Annotated in this window: 18 protein-coding genes; 7 read left to right on the top strand and 11 right to left on the bottom strand. The window is 59.4% G+C overall.

The window, feature by feature from the left end; translation table 11 throughout:
* The 3 genes from ABSE13_RS13145 to rpl12p all read left to right on the top strand — a co-directional run.
* Positions 1-414 (top strand): uL1 family ribosomal protein (locus ABSE13_RS13145; protein ID WP_490356178.1); only part of this gene is annotated, 414 nt, incomplete at its 5' end.
* A complete protein-coding gene (locus ABSE13_RS13140) occupies positions 414-1,262 on the top strand; it encodes a 50S ribosomal protein L10 (RefSeq protein WP_424028967.1) in 849 nt (282 codons plus the stop codon). The genes ABSE13_RS13145 and ABSE13_RS13140, both read left to right, overlap by 1 nt.
* 27 nt (positions 1,263-1,289) lie before the next feature.
* Entirely contained in the window at positions 1,290-1,595 is a 306-nt protein-coding gene (gene rpl12p / locus ABSE13_RS13135; RefSeq protein WP_424028966.1) for a 50S ribosomal protein P1, read from the top strand.
* A gap of 436 nt (positions 1,596-2,031) precedes the next feature.
* Here the strand turns inward: rpl12p and ABSE13_RS13130 are convergent, their stop codons facing one another.
* The 5 genes from ABSE13_RS13130 to hypF all read right to left on the bottom strand — a co-directional run bounded on the left by ABSE13_RS13130 (position 2,032) and on the right by hypF (position 7,399).
* The gene (locus ABSE13_RS13130) at positions 2,032-2,559 is read right to left on the bottom strand and encodes a hypothetical protein (protein WP_424028965.1); all 528 of its coding nucleotides are present in this window, start codon (positions 2,557-2,559) and stop codon (positions 2,032-2,034) included.
* A gap of 111 nt (positions 2,560-2,670) precedes the next feature.
* Positions 2,671-3,546, bottom strand: a complete 876-nt coding sequence (locus ABSE13_RS13125) for a DUF2927 domain-containing protein (RefSeq protein ID WP_424028964.1) — start codon at positions 3,544-3,546, stop codon at positions 2,671-2,673.
* Positions 3,547-3,625: 79 nt separating this feature from the next.
* On the bottom strand, positions 3,626-4,624 hold the full coding sequence (locus tag ABSE13_RS13120; protein ID WP_424028963.1) for a radical SAM protein: 999 nt from the start codon (positions 4,622-4,624) through the stop codon (positions 3,626-3,628).
* Positions 4,625-4,651: 27 nt separating this feature from the next.
* Positions 4,652-5,074 carry a hypothetical protein gene (locus tag ABSE13_RS13115; RefSeq protein ID WP_424028962.1) on the bottom strand — a complete coding sequence of 141 codons (423 nt, stop codon included), beginning with the start codon at positions 5,072-5,074 and terminating at the stop codon, positions 4,652-4,654.
* A gap of 90 nt (positions 5,075-5,164) precedes the next feature.
* On the bottom strand, positions 5,165-7,399 hold the full coding sequence (hypF, locus tag ABSE13_RS13110) for a carbamoyltransferase HypF (protein ID WP_424028961.1): 2,235 nt from the start codon (positions 7,397-7,399) through the stop codon (positions 5,165-5,167).
* Between the two features lie 57 nt (positions 7,400-7,456).
* On the opposite strand from hypF, the gene ABSE13_RS13105 reads away from it, so the two are divergent.
* The 4 genes from ABSE13_RS13105 (at position 7,457) to ABSE13_RS13090 (ending at position 11,169) form a co-directional block, all read left to right on the top strand.
* Positions 7,457-7,969, top strand: coding sequence for an ArsR family transcriptional regulator (locus ABSE13_RS13105; protein ID WP_424028960.1), 513 nt, complete (start codon positions 7,457-7,459; stop codon positions 7,967-7,969).
* Positions 7,953-8,762, top strand: a complete 810-nt coding sequence (locus ABSE13_RS13100; RefSeq protein WP_424028959.1) for a DUF7839 domain-containing protein — start codon at positions 7,953-7,955, stop codon at positions 8,760-8,762. The genes ABSE13_RS13105 and ABSE13_RS13100 overlap by 17 nt, the downstream gene beginning before the upstream one ends.
* Positions 8,759-10,846 carry a DEAD/DEAH box helicase gene (locus tag ABSE13_RS13095; RefSeq protein ID WP_424028958.1) on the top strand — a complete coding sequence of 696 codons (2,088 nt, stop codon included), beginning with the start codon at positions 8,759-8,761 and terminating at the stop codon, positions 10,844-10,846. The genes ABSE13_RS13100 and ABSE13_RS13095 overlap by 4 nt, the downstream gene beginning before the upstream one ends.
* Positions 10,847-10,959: 113 nt before the next feature.
* Positions 10,960-11,169, top strand: coding sequence for a hypothetical protein (locus ABSE13_RS13090; protein ID WP_424028957.1), 210 nt, complete (start codon positions 10,960-10,962; stop codon positions 11,167-11,169).
* Positions 11,170-11,205: 36 nt separating this feature from the next.
* On the opposite strand, the gene ABSE13_RS13085 is transcribed toward ABSE13_RS13090, so the two are convergent.
* The 6 genes from ABSE13_RS13085 to ABSE13_RS13060 all read right to left on the bottom strand — a co-directional run bounded on the left by ABSE13_RS13085 (position 11,206) and on the right by ABSE13_RS13060 (position 15,968).
* Positions 11,206-12,051, bottom strand: coding sequence for a hypothetical protein (locus tag ABSE13_RS13085; protein ID WP_424028956.1), 846 nt, complete (start codon positions 12,049-12,051; stop codon positions 11,206-11,208).
* A 2-nt stretch (positions 12,052-12,053) separates the two neighbouring features.
* Positions 12,054-12,899, bottom strand: coding sequence for a polymer-forming cytoskeletal protein (locus ABSE13_RS13080; RefSeq protein WP_424028955.1), 846 nt, complete (start codon positions 12,897-12,899; stop codon positions 12,054-12,056).
* A gap of 19 nt (positions 12,900-12,918) precedes the next feature.
* Complete coding sequence (locus tag ABSE13_RS13075) at positions 12,919-14,154, bottom strand: 2,3-bisphosphoglycerate-independent phosphoglycerate mutase (protein WP_424028954.1); 1,236 nt, start codon at positions 14,152-14,154, stop codon at positions 12,919-12,921.
* A 323-nt stretch (positions 14,155-14,477) separates the two neighbouring features.
* Positions 14,478-14,876, bottom strand: a complete 399-nt coding sequence (locus ABSE13_RS13070; RefSeq protein WP_424028969.1) for a putative toxin-antitoxin system toxin component, PIN family — start codon at positions 14,874-14,876, stop codon at positions 14,478-14,480.
* Between the two features lie 22 nt (positions 14,877-14,898).
* Positions 14,899-15,174 carry a hypothetical protein gene (locus ABSE13_RS13065; protein WP_424028953.1) on the bottom strand — a complete coding sequence of 92 codons (276 nt, stop codon included), beginning with the start codon at positions 15,172-15,174 and terminating at the stop codon, positions 14,899-14,901.
* Between the two features lie 188 nt (positions 15,175-15,362).
* Positions 15,363-15,968 carry a 30S ribosomal protein S3ae gene (locus ABSE13_RS13060; protein WP_424028968.1) on the bottom strand — a complete coding sequence of 202 codons (606 nt, stop codon included), beginning with the start codon at positions 15,966-15,968 and terminating at the stop codon, positions 15,363-15,365.
* Between the last annotated feature and the right edge of the window lie 21 nt (positions 15,969-15,989).

Below are 15,989 nucleotides of genomic sequence, written 5' to 3'. Positions count from 1 at the left end.
GTCGATCTGATCATCGGCCCTGAAGAAGTAGAACGGCTCGGCGGTGCCCCCCGCGAAGCACGGAGAGTTGCCAGTACATACCGGTACTTCCTTGCAGAGACAGGGGTCATGCCCGGTGTCGGTCGGTATTTAGGTCCCCGGCTCGGTCCGCGGGGCAGGATGCCGATGCCGATTGCCGGTGGCCAGGACATCCGCCCGATCGTCGAACGCCTGCGCAACTCGGTGAAGATTCGGACCAAGGACAAGACGGTCTTCTCCACCAAGGTTGGCACAACGGGCATGAAGCCCGAGCAGGTAGCCGAGAACATCGAGACGATCGTCAAGCGTATCGAGTCCGTACTTGAGCAGGGTCCGCTGAACGTCCGGTCCATCTTTGTCAAAACAACGATGGGTCCCGCTGTGAGGTTGGAATAATGGCGTTATACACCCACCACCTTCCGGCATGGAAGAAGGACGAGGTCGCTGACATCAAGAAGAACGCTAAAGCTTACAAGCTCATCGGGCTTGTCGACATGTACGGTATTCCCGCACAGCAGGTGCAGCAGATCCGCAGGAACCTGCGGGGCAAGGCTGTCATCAAGGTGACGAGGAACACCCTGATCAAGCATGCGTTCGAGGAGATTGGCGGAGACGTCAAAAACCTCACGAAGTTCATCTCCGGTCACTCGGCGATCATCTTCACGAACGACAACCCCTTCAAGCTCTTCAGGCAGCTGGAGAAGACCAAAACCAAGATGTCGGCAAAGGCTGGCGAGAAAGCGCCGGAAGATATCGTCATTGCGAGCGGTCCGACCAGCTTCAAGCCGGGCCCGATTGTCGGTGAACTGCAGCAGGCAGGTATCCCGGCAGCAATTGAAGGCGGCAAGGTCAAGATCAGGGAGACCAAGACGGTCGTCAAGGCGGGCGGCGTCATCTCGGCAAAACTCGCCGCGGTGCTCGTCAAGCTCGACATCAAGCCCATGGACGTAGGACTTGCACTGCAGGTCGCGTTCCACGATGGCAGCATCTACGAGCCGTCAGTGCTCGCAGTTGACGAGACCGTCATCCTCGGACAGATCGCACTTGCCAGCAGGCAGGCACTCGCTCTCTCAATTGAGGCAGCGATCCCGACGAAGGACACGATGGAGCCAATCCTGATCAAGGCGGTCAGGGATGCCCGCGGTCTTGCGATCGAGGCAGCGATCTACGAGAAAGACGTTGTCGATGCGATTATCGGTAAAGCGTACAGGGAAGGCCAGGTAATCAAGAACCTGGTAAAATAACATTTGAGATATTTGGAGTGATTTACGATGGAATATATCTATGCAGCACTTCTCCTGCACAAGGCAGGCAAGAAGGTCGATGAGCACGGCGTCAAGGCAGTCCTGACCGCCGCAGGTGTAGCAGCAGACGAATCACGGATCAAGGCACTCATTGCAGCCCTCGACGGCGTCAACATTGAGGACGCAATCAAGGCAGCAGCCGTTGTACCGGTTGCAGCAGCAGCCCCCGCAGCAGCAGCCCATGCAGCACCCGCCAAGGAAGAGGCAAAGGAAGAGCACAAGAAGGAAGACGAAGAGAGCGGCATGGCAGGGCTCGGCGCCCTGTTCGGCTAACTTCTCTTTTCTCAAAATATTCATTCACAACATTGCAACGGTAATTATCCCTTTTCCGGATCTTCGAAATCCGAGTGGTTCATCAGAACCGCGAGGAAGAGAAGATTTGCGAAGCAAATCTTCGAATTGAGTTCATTGAAATTCTGTTTTTCATCGCTCTGTTTTCCGGATCTTCTTGATCATTCGATCGATCCGAATTGATGGAGGACTTTCCGGGCAGAGCCGATTGATCAGATCTGAATCTCTGATAGGGAGGGGACAATGCCTGTCCCCTCCCATAGCCCACCCCTGCGCTGAGCGATTGTGCAGTATTACCTTTTCTTGCGTCTTTCGTGATCGGGGGTCGCCCACGCAGAGGGGGCGGAGCCCCGAGAGCGTCAAAACAAATACGGTTTCAAGATTTTTTAAGTGAGACGGAATAACTTGGCTCCCGGTCTCACCCCATCCCCAGCTTCACCGCAGGGAACACTCTCCCCAGATAAGCGAGCGTTGGTTCCCCGGTAAGGAAATGCAGCGCCACGACAAGGCCGTACACCGCAAGCATCCCGTAGAGCAGGTAACTTGATCCCCCGCCGAACGGGCGCTCGTACCGGTTGATCCTGCGGGCGGACCAGAGGGCTTCCCCGAGTGCCATGAGCCAGATGCCGTAGAACAGGAGCGTCTGGTACTGGGTGGTGACGACGTTGAACGATACCGCGATGAAGGCAAGGAAGAACGCGAGTCCTTTGAGCGTATCCCCGTTGTAGAACTGGCCGAGGCCGACCCCGGCAAAGGAGAGGAGTACTGAGACATATGTCCGCCGGACCGAAACCACGTACGTGTCGGGCTGCGTGGTGGACGGGGCATCGAGTTCGCTCTGGTCGGTGAATCTTTTATGGCACGAGCGGCAGAAATATTCCCCCTCCACGACAATCGCCCCGCAGAACGGGCAATGGCGCCCGATCTGTTCTTTGCTGCGTCCCATTAGAGAATATCCAAAACAGATAGTATAAATGAATTTTGATTTATGTTTGCCCGGGATCTGCGGAGGATTTTTTAAAAGCAAAAAAGTTTGCGCGATTTGCAGGATTCCGCATCAGTGAATATACATGATCTTCCGGATATCGTCAACGGTCATCCCGTTATAGAGGCCCGGTCCGTACAGGATTGCGATTGCGTTCCTGTCTGCATAGGTCAGGTTCACATTGGCATTATCTCCTGAATAGAACAGGCTGTCCGGGTATTTCGCGGTCTCACCGACAACGCCGAGCTCGTAATACAGGCTCTTCATTAATGTGTGGTTGCGCTGATCTCCCTTGAGGTCCTCATCGATATAGATGACTCCACGGGTGATCTTTGCAATGATGGTCCCGTTGCTCAGGAACTCGTGGTTTGTCGGGGCCACCGATGAGTTCAGGACGATAGCGCTCATCCCGTCATCGGGTATGAACTTGATCGCGATATTGCCGTTCATGCCGTCCTTGATCATCTCGGACAACTGATTGGTCTGCGAGATGCTGTTGAACTCTTTTGCAGCGTTCGAAAGCTGCGTAATGTCACTGTCATCGCTCGCGGAAACAGAGATGACAATGCGCCCGTTGTTGTCCGTTGCATTCCACCGTTCGAGGTAGGTGTTATCCGATCCGAATGCAAGGTCCATGAAATGCAGCTTGATATCATCCGAAGAGATCTGGGCGGTTGGCTGGGGAGTGGGGGAGGCAGTGGTGACCGGAACCACGGGTGTGATCGGCTGGGCAACTGTGGAGACCGGCTGGGCCCCAAACGTGGGTTGTGCGGAGGTATCCTGTACCGGTGTGGGAATTGACGCACTCTCGTTCACGTCCGGTGCTGGCAGCGGTGTCGTGGGGACCGGAGAGCCCAAATCCGCGCCCGGACCCCCGGTGAGAATCCAGGCTACGCCGAATGCGATGATAAAAAGCCCGATAATAAAAAGATACGAACTTGAATTCATTGTAAGGATATTATTCCCGGCCTTTTTTAAGCCTGCGGGATGATTACCGTGCGTCTCCTTTCCAGTCCCCCGGATGGCTTCAGATCGGTTGTCCCGTGTAGATGTTGTGTTTGGTGGAGATGATCTTCACCCGGACCTGCCCCGATTCCTTCTCGCAGTTGTAGACCGAGACCACGCGGTTCTTTGCCACACCCAGCATCTCTCCGTGGATCCAGCCCGGCGCCCGGATCTCGACGGTGACCTTCTCTCCCTTTGCCATGGTGAGCGGAACGAACTGGCGCCTCATCGTCCCAAAGTCCCGCTCCATGTCGAGCTGGAGCCGGAGGCCGTGCTCCTTTTCCCATGGCCGGATACTCCGGTTGAAGAACTGCCACCAGCTCTGGGCCTTCACCCCTTTCGGACTCCGCCCGTACCGGTAGTGCTCGAACTTCTGGATCCCGAGCGGCGGGAACCGCTTCCCCGCCCCGATCTCCTGCGCGAACCGGATCAGTTTCGGGATCTCGGCATCGTTTATCCCCGGGATATAGACCGGGGCGATGAGGAGATCGATCCTGCTCTTCGCCACGGCCCGGGCCGCTTCGCTGACCTTCCCGATATCGAACCACTCAACACCTGCCAGCTGCCGGGCAAGGTCAGGGTCGATGGCATGGAGCGAGAGGTTGATCCGGTCGAGCCCCGCGGATTCGAGCGCTGCGATCTTTGCCTCATCGAGAAGGGTGCCGTTGGTCTGGAGCGAGACGGCGGTGACACACCCGATTGCCTTGAGACCGGCAACGAGTTCCGGCAGCCGGTGATACATCATCGGCTCGCCCGGCGAATCGATGTGGCACTCCACTCCCTCCCCCTTGAAGCCGGCGATCTCCTCCACCGCTTCCAGCAGGTACTCCATCTCCACTTCGTAACTGGTGGCCCGGGTCTTGGATTCCGGCCCGGCGTCCACCGAGCAGAACGGGCAGTTTAAGTTGCAGCCGCAGCTTGGCCGGATCTGCAGGAGGCTTGTACCCCGGTCGATGACCCCAAAATAGAGCGAGCCCATGAGAGGGATGTCTGACTCAGCGGTGATCCGGACATGAGTCATGAGGCAGGCACCCGGCAGGACGGCCGGTCAGCGGGTGTCCTTGCAGAACCGGTAGCCGATCCATGTCCCCCGGTCGAGCACCGGCGCCGGGTTTTCGATCCGGGCGAAGACGAACTCGAAGGCATCCTGTTCAACAACATTCCTCCCTGAGGTCTTGCAATACCGGACAAATGCCTCGTACATCTCCTGGCAGGGAACCGCGGTCCCGCCATCTGCGACAAGGGCTTCTTCATGGAACCGCCATATCCCCTCGAATTCGATATCGTCGTCCACGAGCGGTTTTGCAATGATCTCATCGACTGCCTCCACGGCGTCCTGGTGTCGGGAGATCTTCTTGAGATCCCGGTAATAGTCATTGACCAGGGTGAGGCCCTGCCGGAGATCGTTGAGGTCCTGCTCGAGGCTTTTGAGCTTCTTTTCGGTATCGGTGAGGTGGTCGGATGGCTCCATTGCTTGTGTTTCACTCTTTCTTTTTCCCGTGTAATAAGCTGCACGATTCAGGGCCGCCCGGTGGGCGGGCTTCCCCGCGTCCCCGCACCATCAGTCCCGCCTGGCGAGGAGCCGGCCCGCGTACACGCACTGGCCGTACGATACGCAGCCGTCACCGGGCGGGTACTCCCGGTTCGTGATGCAGGCAAGGCCCCGGGCGGCAAGTTCGCGTTCGATGGTAGTGCGGATCGCGTGGTTGTACGCCACGCCCCCGCTGAGCGCGGCCTCCCTCATGCCGTCCCGTGAGGCGGCCCGGGCCGCGAGCTCCGCGATCCCCCGGGCAAGGTTGTACTGGAACGAAGCGGCGATATCGCGGATTTCCCGGTGGTCGCTGTCCGGTGCGGCCGGCATCTTCGTGAGGGCCGTCTCCATGAGGGCCCGGCTGGAGAGCGTCTCGCACCCGTCCTTCATGGCAAAGACCAGCGGCCACGCTTCGGCCTTCCCTGAAGCAGCAGCCGACTCGAGTTTCATGGCGGGCTCGCCGTCGTATGTCCGTTCCCGGCAGATGCCGAGCAGGGCCGCAGCCGCGTCGAGCACCCGGCCGGTGCTCGTGGTCTGCGTGACATTGAACCCCGAGGCGAGCTGCTTTTCGAGTACGCCGAGCTCCACGTCCGACCAGCCGCGGGAGGCAAGGAGCGAGCGGACCCGGTCATCCGGCAGGATGCCGTAGAGCATCCGCTCCGGGAACCGGGTCGCAAGGTCGCCGCCGGGCATTGCCACCGGTTCGAGATGGGCGACCCTCTTCAGGTCAGGCACCTGACCGGAGAAGATCTCGCCCCCCCAGACCGTGCCGTCGTCCCCGTATCCCACACCGTCGATCGCGATCCCGATACAGGGCCTCGTGGTCGTGGCGGCAATGTGGGCCCGGTGGTGCTGGACAGGGACCAGTTCGAGTCCGTGCTCCGATGCGATCTCCCGGGCAAAGCGGGTTGAGAGGAACTGGGGGTGGAGGTCGTGGGCTACGACATCGAACTTCGCCCCGAGGATCCGCTGCAGGTTCCGGACGGTCTCCTCCAGGTACTCGAGGGTTGCGGGGTTCCGGACATTGCCTACATGGGGTGAAGTGACGCAGAATCCCGACTTGTAGATCGTGGCATTCGCGTTCAGTTCGGGGCCTACCCCGAGAACGCAGTGCCGGCCGAGATCGACTGCGGTCCGCTTCGGGGCGATCCCCCGCGAGAGCCGGATGATGTACCCGTTCCGCACCACCGAGTCGTCGCACCGGTTCACGATCTGCCGGTTATGCGTGAGGAAGAAGTCCGCATCATTGCTCAGTTTTGCCATCGCCGCATCGATCTCCGTGATCATCGGGTAGCCGGGCATGTTGGCGCTTGTCATGATCAGCAGCGGGTGCGTAAGGTGCGAGAAGAGGAGGTGGTGGAGCCCGGTATACGGGAACATGCAGCCAATCGTGTGCAGGCTGCTGATCTCCCTGTGGGCATCCGGGTCGCGCTTGTCGAGGACTACAATGGGATGTACCTGACTTTCGAGGATCGTATGATCTTCCTGGGAGACTTCAGCCAGCCGGTCGATCTGGTCCGGCCGGACCATGATCGCAAACGGCTGTTCGATACGGCCGAGCCGGTGCTTGAGTTTTGTGGCTGACTCCTCCACGCAGGCAAGGTGAAACCCGCCTATGCCCCGCATCGCGAGGATGAAGCCCGCGTCGAGCAGTTCGGCGGCTTCTCCGACCGGATCGTGGCAGTCGACCTTATGCCCGAGCCTGTCGAAGAGCTCAAGCCCGGGGCCGCAGGCCGCGCAGGCGATGGTCTGGGCATGGTGGCGCCGGGAGTGCGGGTCATGGTACTCTGCCGTGCAGGCAGGGCACATCGGGAACTCTGCCATCGATGTGCGTTCCCGGTCATAGGGGATTTCGCTGATAATGCTGTACCGGGGTCCGCAGTTGACGCAGGAGGTGGCCCAGTAGTTCTGGTATCCCCCGCCGTCCGTGAAGATGTCGGCAATGCACTCGCTGCAGATCGCGATGTCGGGCGGGATCATGCCCGAGAAGGAACCGGTGCCGCTTGCAAGGATCACAAAACCGTCCGCGATCATCGCGGTGACGGGGGTCACATCCACGGAATCAATCCGGGAGAGTGGCGGCCCGCGGGAGACTGCCTCCACGAACCCGTGCAGGCGCTCGCCCCGGGCAATGATCTCCACTTCACTGCCAAGGTTCTTCACCGTGCCGGCGATCCCGAACTCCACAGCATTCCTGTACACGAACGGCCGGAACCCGACTCCCTGGACGATCCCGCGGACACTGATCCGTACCTGTTCGTGCATGATTCTGTCGCAAAATTTTATTGATGCCAAGCGCGATATAATGATAGGGTTTTCAACGTGCCGGGCCACATTCGCATAGTCAACGATCCAGTTGAGCTAGTACCTCTCCTGATGACATTCAACGATCCATCCTTCAAAAAGGTCTACGAACTCTTAAACAAGTCCTGGCTGACCGAGGCCGAGATACGGGCACAGATCAACGAGGACTGCATTCCGCTGTGCCTCCAGGTGCTTAAGAAAGGCAACCTTGTCGAGGAGCAGTGGCGTATGCCCAAGCCGGGCGCCAAGCCCGAGAAGGAGTTCCGCGCCACCTACAACAAGTTCCGGGCCAACTTCCAGTGCAATCTCTCCGATCTATCAGACATCCTGTACATCTCGCTCTCAAATGACGAGAATCTCCGCGACGTGGTGGAGCAGATCGAAGGGGAACTCGCGAAGGGCAACAGCTCGATCAACGATCTCTCGCGTAAATTCAATGTCAGCCCGGTCTTCATCAAGGGTCTCGCCAAACGGATCACCCATATGGATGTGAAGGGACAGGGACTGGTGCTGCTTGACACAGGGCGTTAAGGATCCCCTCTATTCTATCCTGCGGAGCAAGCGCGAGGTCTCGCGCCTCCAGATTCTCGTAGAGATTGCCGAGCACCAGCCGGCGGTACGCCAGCAGGAGATCGCCGAGAAACTCGGCGTCACCCCTCAGGCAATCTCCGAATATATCCGCGAGCTTGTCGACGAGGGCATGGTTTCGGCCAGCGGCCGGGGCAATTACGAAGTGACGAAGTCCGGGATTGAATGGGTGCTCGCGAATGCCGAGTCCCTCGAGTCCTATGCCCGTCACATCCGGCGCGACATCATCCAGCAGGTCTCGGTCTGGACGGCGATCGCGGCCGAGGAGCTCAAAGCCGGCGACGAGGTCGGGGTGTACATGCAGGCCGGGTTCCTGTACGCGGCAAAGAAGCCAATGGCGGCGACCGGTTCTGTGGTTGCCGATGCGAAGAAGGATACGGATGTCGGTGTTGCACATTTAAACGGGATCATAGAGCACCACGAGGGTGTTGTCCATGTCTGCAAGGTACCCCGGATCCAGCACGGCGGTTCGCGCAAGGTGCGCAGGGACCAGCTCAGGGAGATCGTCTCGTCGGCCGGGATGGTGGCGGCGGTCGGGCTCGAAGCCTATATAGCGCTGAAATCCGCGGGCAGGGAACCGGACATGTTCTTTGGCGCCCGGGAAGGTGTAATCGAAGCGGCATTCCACGGGATCGACTGCGCGATCGTGATCGTGGACGAGGAGTTCACCGACTTTTTAAAGCGGCTGGAGAGCGTGGAACTCGCGTACGTGATCCACGACCTGATCGCGCCATGAAGATCATTGTCCAGCCCCAGAGAGGTGGCATCTACAAGCTGCTCTATCATGACGGCAGGAACGTCAAGGGCGCCGGGTTTGTCGAGCTGACGGACACGCCCCGGGGCCCCCGCCCGACGAAATACCGGGTGAAGTGGGGAACCAAGAAAGAGTATCGGCACACGCCGTCCAAAGACTTTATCGCGAACCTGCGCGAGGCGGACGTACGGCTTGTGAAGCGGGACGAGCCGTTCGAGGAGTTCCTTTCCGCCTTCCAGGTCAAAGCGGGGACGGTCGATGCCTGCCGGATGTGCCTGCTCGACGAGATGTTTACGCCCCTCGACGACAACAACACGGTGCAGTTCGGCAAGAACGAGAAGATCTGCCTCGACTGCGCCCGGCGCGAGCTGCGCAGGGAGGTCTCGCATATCGGGAGGCTTGGCCGGGACGGGATTACCCATCTCGAGAGCCTGCTCGTCCAGTTCCGGAACCTGGACCGGGTGCTCGCTACCCTCAACCCCGAGAAGATGACGATGGGGGCCGCCCTCTTCGACCGGCTCGAGCCGCACCCGGTGATGGTGACGGCGCCGCTGGATCAGCTGCCCCTCCCCGCTGCCTTCAAGGAGACGTGTGGGGTAACCCAGCTGATGCCGGCCCAGCAGCTCGCTGTTGAAGCGGGGCTCCTGTACGGTAAGGACCTTCTCGTCGTAGCAGCGACTGCGAGCGGCAAGACCTTCATCGGCGAGATGGCGGGAATTAAGAATTATCTCGAGGGCCGGGGCAGGACGCTCTTTTTGGTCCCGCTCGTTGCGCTCGCCAACCAGAAGTACGAGCGGTTCACGGAGCGGTACGGGAAGATCGCAAAGACCGGTCTCCTGACCGGTGTGAGCCGGCTGAACCTGCCCGAGACCCGTAAGGCCGGCGACCGGAATCCTCAGGCAGCGATTGTTGTCGGCACGTACGAAGGCGTGGACAATATGATCCGGCGCGGCCAGCGGATGGCGAACATCGCAACGGTCGTGATCGACGAGGTGCAGATGCTCGAGGACAAGGACCGGGGCCACCGCCTCGACGGGATGATCGCGCGGCTGAAGTACCTTGCCCCGCAGGCCCAGTTCCTCTACCTCTCGGCTACCATCGGGTCACCCAAAGTACTTGCAAAGAAACTCAACTGCACGCTCGTTGTGTACGCCGACCGGCCGGTCGGCCTTGAGCGCTACCTCCTCTTTGTCGAACGCAAGCAGAAGATCCCGACGATCAAGCAGATGACAACCGAGGAGTACAAGCGCACATCGTCGAAAGGGTACCGGGGCCAGACAATCATCTTCACCAATGCCCGGTCCCGGTGCCACATGATCGCCGAGGCGCTCGGGATCCGTGCCGCGGCTTATCATGCCGGGCTCAGCTCAGTGGAGCGACGGGACGTGGAGACCCGGTTCCTGGGGGGCAAGCTGATGGCGGTCGTGACGACCGCGGCCCTTGGGGCGGGTGTCGATTTCCCGGCATCGCAGGTGATCTTCGATGCCCTTGCAATGGGCCGGGACTGGCTCTCGGTGCAGGAGTTCAACCAGATGGCCGGCCGGGCCGGCCGGCCGGACTTCCACGATCTTGGCCGGGTTGTAATCCTTGCGGAACCCGGCGGCAGTTACTCGCGGGAGAACCCCTTCACGGAGGAGGAGATGGCAATAAGGCTCCTCAAGGGTGAGATGGAGGAGGTGGCGCCCGAGCACGACTTCGAGCAGAGCTCGGAGGAGTACGTGGCAAACGCCGTGGCCTGCAACGGGGAAGAGACCGACCTGAACCGGATTAACGGGATGATGGTCGGGAGCATGGAGCCGGTGCTGCCCGAGCTCGTCCACCATAAACTCGTGGAAAAGCACGGCACCCGGCTTGTCATGACACCGCTCGCCCGGGTCATGGCGGAGCATTTCATCGGTATGGAGCGGCTCCTCGAGATTATCCGCCTTACCCAGACGATCAAGGACCCGGTCGAGATCATAGCGGAACTGGAGAGCGAGGACGTGCACAAGGAGAAGAAAACCGATCCGAAAAAACCTGCGTTTCCAAAGCCCGGCCAGACGCCCTTAAAACACAAACGCAGGTAGTGTGATAAATCTTCATAATACATCCATTTCAAACGTATTTTTGCATTTATACGATTTAAATCGCAATTTCTGCGATCCAATAGTTTATCTTCCCGGGTGTATGATTAATTATTATGGAGCCCGGGGACGAACAGGACATCCAGGTAAAAAGAGATCTCCAGCATCTCACCCGTACGCTCAATGCCGAGAACCTGAACGCGGAGATCATGTTCTCGCCAAAGCGGGGAATACGGTCATGCACCCCCCCGTTCGATTCGCTTCCCGGCAACGGTACGGCGGTCCGGGAACGGTTGAACCGGATCCAGCCACCCCCATCGGAATAAAAAAAGAAAAAATCGTTTTCGTTCTTTTTTTTAAGTTTATTCTGCTTTCGACCGGCACACCCAGAGATCGTAGATCGGGTCGGACGGGTTCTCCGTGACGGTTACCTGCCGGCCAAGCTCCTCCCCCCAGTCCCGGATGAGCAGGGCTTCCTGTTCCATCCCGACCGTGATGAGCGTCTCCCGCGATACCGCGAAGAGCTCGCTGACGATAAGCTGCCACATGTCCTGCGAGAACGTGTTGATCTCGCCCATCATGATCCCGATCCCCTTGGGCACGGGTTCGATGTAATGCGAGGCGAGCGTGGCATCGAGCCACATCGTCTCCTCCGGCAGGAGCCGCTTCTCAGAAAGCCCCCGGCAGAGCAGGGTCTCGTCGTTATCGTACGAGAGCGGGGCATAGCCCAGGTCCCGGAGCACGAGGGATCCCACGCCGGACCCGCAGCAGCAGTCCACGCAGGTCTCGCCGCTGCCCGATCCCCAGAAGTTTTCAATGAGATTTCCAAGGATGCCCCGGCGCTTCGGGTTGAGGTCATCGACTGACGGGGAAGTCTCTGAGATGAGTGCGGTGCTGTAATACTCCCGGACCGCTGCCGCCCAGGCAGCCCGGTCTTCCTGGTAGATCTCCCCGTTGAGGTTCTCGAACTTCTCGATGAGGGATGCCGTGGGGTTCCGGCAGAGGAAGGATCCGGCTACCCAGCTGTCCCCGTTGTGAAATGCCAATGCGATAGGGTCTTCCTTCTCATCGAGCAGGAGCCGCCCTTCGTCCCCACCTGCAAGGGCGAGGGTGACGTTGTACCGGGGATCGGGGAGCATCGCGAACTGCGGCTCCACAAATACAAGCTCGTCCACCCCGAGGATCTCTGCTGCTTTCAGGATTGCCATGGTCATCCACCCCTCTCGATCCGCATGCCGTGCGGGGCCTCGATCGTTCCGTCCACCTTTGCCTCTTCGTGGAGCACGATCGACTTCGCTTTCACGTCGCCGAGGATATGGGCGCCTTTCCGGACGTACACGGTCGAGCCGCTCTCCACGTTCCCGTGGATCACGACGCCGCTGACGACGGAGATACGGTTCCTGGCCCGGAGGCTGCCGAAGATTACCGTGTCCTGCTGGACCTCGATCGAACCGGCCCGGATGTTGCCGTGCAGCCGGCAGCCCTTCCCGATCTTCATCGTTGACGGGACCGCGAAGAGCTTCATGTTCAGCTTCGAGCGGGCAGGGATCATCAGCGGGATCTCGGGCTTGCCGTCGTCTTCCGAGAAGAGGTCGTCGAGGATCCGGTCGAGCTCCTTCTCGTTCTCGATCCGGAGGAGGGTCATGAGGTAGATCATGATGAACATGAAGACCGGCATCGGGTTCCGGATCTCGACGTCACCCTTTGCCTCGAATCCCTCCCGGATCTCGACCTTCTCGCCGATGTCGAGCGCCCCGGCAACCGAGAGCCTGCCGTTGATCTTCACGCCTTCACCTATGTAAGCGTCCTGCTTTGCGATAACGTCGCCGCCGATCTCGGACCAGTTCCCGATCCGGGTGTCGCCGTTTGCCCAGACATACTCCCGGATCTTCGAGGACTCACCGACAAAGACATCGTTGCCCCGGAGGCCGTAATCGATCTGGCAGAATTCGCCGATCACGATGTTCCGGTCGGTCTTGATGCTGTGCTCCTGCAGCTCCGTTCCGTCAGGGAGGAGGCAGTGGTTGTGCCAGTCTTTCACCGATCGTTCTTTCATGCAACCCCCGGCAGTGCGGTCACGCCCCGAACTTGTGCGCCCGGTTGATCAGGTCAAGGGCGATCGGCATGATCGCAGTGCCGGTGATCCGGCAGAGCCCGCCTTTTGCACAGGTATATTCGTCGAACCTGACCACGTCGTCGCGCCGGACCCCGTCGCCCCGGATGATGACCGGCACCGGATCGGCGGAATGGTCCTTGAGGGTGCAGGGCGTGGAGTGGTCACCGCAGATGATGATGATCGTGTCCTTCTGCTTAAGGAGCGGCTCGAGCACCGCGTCGATTTTCATGATAAAGTCCCGCTTCTGTTCTGCGAGCCCGTCATGGCCGGACTCGTCGGCCCCCTTGATGTTGACGAGCACGAAGTCTTTCGTCTCCAGCTCCTTCTGCGCCGCCGCGATCTTGCCTGCGATGTTGCTGTCGATCGAACCGGTGATGCCCGGGACCGGGACGGGGGTGAGGCCGACCGCACGGCCGATGCCGGTGATCAGGCTCGCGGCGGAGATGACGCTGCCGGTGAGGCCGTACTTCTTCCCGAACGGCTCGAAGTGCCCCATCTCGCCGGCGCCCCGCATCAGCACGATGTTTGCCGGGCTCAGCCCTTTTTTGATCCGCTCGATGTTGATCGGGTGGTCGAAGAGGATCTTCGTGGATTGCTTCACGAACTCGTTGCAGACAGCAGCGGTCTTCTCGTGGTTTGCCGCCTTTTTGACCGCACTGACAATAAGCGGCGGGACTCCCTCCTTCTTCGGGTCGTTCGAGGTGACGCAGTGTCCGATGCCTTCGCCTTTCAGGGCAAGGGCAGCCCGGTGCCCGGCACCCGACCGGAACGTGAACTCAACGCCGAACTTCGAGAGGTCGACGCCGTCTTGGATCGCCTTGCTGAGTGCTGCCGTGTCGTGAATCCTGCCGGCACGGCGGTCGAGGACGTTCCCGTCCTCCGAGACCGTTGCATAGTTGCACCGGAACCCGATCATCCCGGGCTCCATGTGGACCCCTGATCCTTCGCATTCGAGTGGTCCACGGCCGGTATAATATTTGTACGGGTCGTAGCCGAGGAGGGCGAGGTGGGCGGTATCGGACCCGGGCCGGATGCCGGGCGCGATCGTGTCCATGATCCCGCAGATCCCTTCGGCTGCCAGCTTGTCGAGCACGGGCGTCCTTGCCGCGGCGAGCGGTGTGGTGCCGCCGAGCACGGGGTTGGGCCTGTCGGAGATTCCGTCAAGCACGATGAACAGGATCTTGTTTGCGGTCATTCGTATGGATTGGTTGGGCGGGTGGGGTAATATTGTTTGTTGAACCCTGCCGTCAGGGAGGGTGAGACTGGAGAAGAACCTGCAAGGGTTCTTCGACTTGTTGAATGTTGATGAGTCCATCTCCTTCCGGATATGATAATTCATTGTGAAGTGAACACGTGATCCAAGAGATCTTCTAAAAGGAGAGACCCTGACACTCCCGTGGCTTCGCCCCGCCGCTGTAGCACTCCCTTACCGATATTCAGGCAGAAGGTTTCAAATCAATAGCAATTTTTCCGGACTGCGAATGCACCAGCATGAATAGATTCATGTGTGTCGCTCCATCATTCCGGTGTCAACGTTCTTTCACGGTACCACACAAGGAACTCCACCGGCGTCATGATTGTTGCGCCCGATCCCTGGAAATGCCGGGCATTGCCGGTCACGACCGGCACCCGTGCGTGGAGCGACACTTCGATGAACGGGATATCTCCGGGATCCGGGACCGTGCAGGCAACCGGCACGGGCGGGACAAATATGCCCTCGCGCTGGATGAACGTTAGGATCTCCTGAACCGCATCTTCCGGGAAAGCGAACTTTTTACGCCGCAGCACATCTGCATACTCATCGAAGATCCGCGTGTCGAGCACGAGGATCACGCTGCCGTTGACGACAAGGTTGAGGATGCCGGCAGGAGCGCCCCGGGAAGAGAGCATGCCCGATACCAGCACGTTGGTATCCAGGACAATCTGCGGTGCGCCCGTGTTACCGCCCCGTGCGTACCTTCCGGATCTCAGTGTCTATATTCTTCTCAGGAAGGTTATCGAGCCCCCGTTCCCGGGCCGCCATCCGGATCTTCTCCAGTGCGGTTGCAGCCCGGGCTCTCCGAAGGGAACCGAGTGTCTCTTCGAGATCCTCTCCCACGGCAACAACGATCGCTCGCGGTTTCCCGTTTACGGTAATTACTGCTTCATCGCTTACCGGGAACTCCCAGAGACTGGCAGGATTTGAACGGATCTCGCGGCTTGAAATAAATTTCATGGCATGGCTCCTGGAATGTCCTGCATTATATCATGCACTTTGTGTGCATAAGGGTTGCGATTATGCCAATTCGGAGAGGTTTCTCAAAACCCCGATGATGAGAAGGGAGGCGCAATCCGACCTTCGAAGAACTGCTGCGCAGTTCTTCTCGTCCTTCTGGTTCTTGCGAACCAGTCGGAAAAAAAAGTTTACGCTGTCGAGATCAGGGTTGCGACCTGCTCGACCTTGGACTTGATGACCTCGACCCTGCGGGTGGGGTAGATGGTCTTGACTGCCTTGAAGAGATCGCGGGAGATCTCGCCCGAGACGATCCCGGAGAGGAGCGTGTTCAGGTCCCAGGCAGATGCCTGCGCTGCAATGGTCGTTACGATCGCATTCCGGATCGCGTGCTCCTGTGAGAGGTTGGCACGGGCGAACGTGTACGTGCAGATGGTCAGCCGGACCTTCTTGCCGTCCTTTGTCGTGAGCGGGACGATAGTGTCGATGCGGGAGCTCCGGCGCTTGACGAGCGAGCGGAGGTAGTCCCTTGTGACTTCGTGGCCCACGAACTCGGTGTATGCCGCATCGCCGGTGACGGTTTGGATCTTAAAGCTCATCTTCACGTGCTGCTTGGAGTAGTCATTGACGATCTCACCGAGCGTTGCGGTCATGATGCGGCCGACAACGCTCTCAGCATCGTTTGCAATGGTATCGCCGATGTACGCCTTGCCGAGGTTGTCGGGGACGTGCACCCTGTACCAGCTCTTGGCCTTCCAGCCTTCAACTCTTCTTCCTACCTGTTTCTTCTTTGCCATAATATCACCTGTTGGTATTTC

The organism is Methanoregula sp., from assembly GCF_049518935.1.
Taxonomy (GTDB): Archaea; Halobacteriota; Methanomicrobia; order Methanomicrobiales; family Methanospirillaceae; genus Methanoregula.
Note: the sequence above shows the minus strand (reverse complement) of the source record. Positions and strands in the feature narration are given on the sequence as shown.

What these genes read in the sequence shown, in the direction of transcription:
- ABSE13_RS13140 (WP_424028967.1), top strand. Translation starts at nt 414, where the DNA reads ATGGCGTTATACACCCACCACCTTCCGGCATGGAAGAAGGACGAGGTC.
- rpl12p (WP_424028966.1), top strand. Translation starts at nt 1,290, where the DNA reads ATGGAATATATCTATGCAGCACTTCTCCTGCACAAGGCAGGCAAGAAG.
- ABSE13_RS13130 (WP_424028965.1), bottom strand. Translation starts at nt 2,559, where the DNA reads ATGGGACGCAGCAAAGAACAGATCGGGCGCCATTGCCCGTTCTGCGGG.
- ABSE13_RS13125 (WP_424028964.1), bottom strand. Translation starts at nt 3,546, where the DNA reads ATGAATTCAAGTTCGTATCTTTTTATTATCGGGCTTTTTATCATCGCA.
- ABSE13_RS13120 (WP_424028963.1), bottom strand. Translation starts at nt 4,624, where the DNA reads ATGACTCATGTCCGGATCACCGCTGAGTCAGACATCCCTCTCATGGGC.
- ABSE13_RS13115 (WP_424028962.1), bottom strand. Translation starts at nt 5,074, where the DNA reads ATGGAGCCATCCGACCACCTCACCGATACCGAAAAGAAGCTCAAAAGC.
- hypF (WP_424028961.1), bottom strand. Translation starts at nt 7,399, where the DNA reads ATGCACGAACAGGTACGGATCAGTGTCCGCGGGATCGTCCAGGGAGTC.
- ABSE13_RS13095 (WP_424028958.1), top strand. Translation starts at nt 8,759, where the DNA reads ATGAAGATCATTGTCCAGCCCCAGAGAGGTGGCATCTACAAGCTGCTC.
- ABSE13_RS13090 (WP_424028957.1), top strand. Translation starts at nt 10,960, where the DNA reads ATGGAGCCCGGGGACGAACAGGACATCCAGGTAAAAAGAGATCTCCAG.
- ABSE13_RS13085 (WP_424028956.1), bottom strand. Translation starts at nt 12,051, where the DNA reads ATGGCAATCCTGAAAGCAGCAGAGATCCTCGGGGTGGACGAGCTTGTA.
- ABSE13_RS13080 (WP_424028955.1), bottom strand. Translation starts at nt 12,899, where the DNA reads ATGAAAGAACGATCGGTGAAAGACTGGCACAACCACTGCCTCCTCCCT.
- ABSE13_RS13075 (WP_424028954.1), bottom strand. Translation starts at nt 14,154, where the DNA reads ATGACCGCAAACAAGATCCTGTTCATCGTGCTTGACGGAATCTCCGAC.
- ABSE13_RS13065 (WP_424028953.1), bottom strand. Translation starts at nt 15,174, where the DNA reads ATGAAATTTATTTCAAGCCGCGAGATCCGTTCAAATCCTGCCAGTCTC.
- ABSE13_RS13060 (WP_424028968.1), bottom strand. Translation starts at nt 15,968, where the DNA reads ATGGCAAAGAAGAAACAGGTAGGAAGAAGAGTTGAAGGCTGGAAGGCC.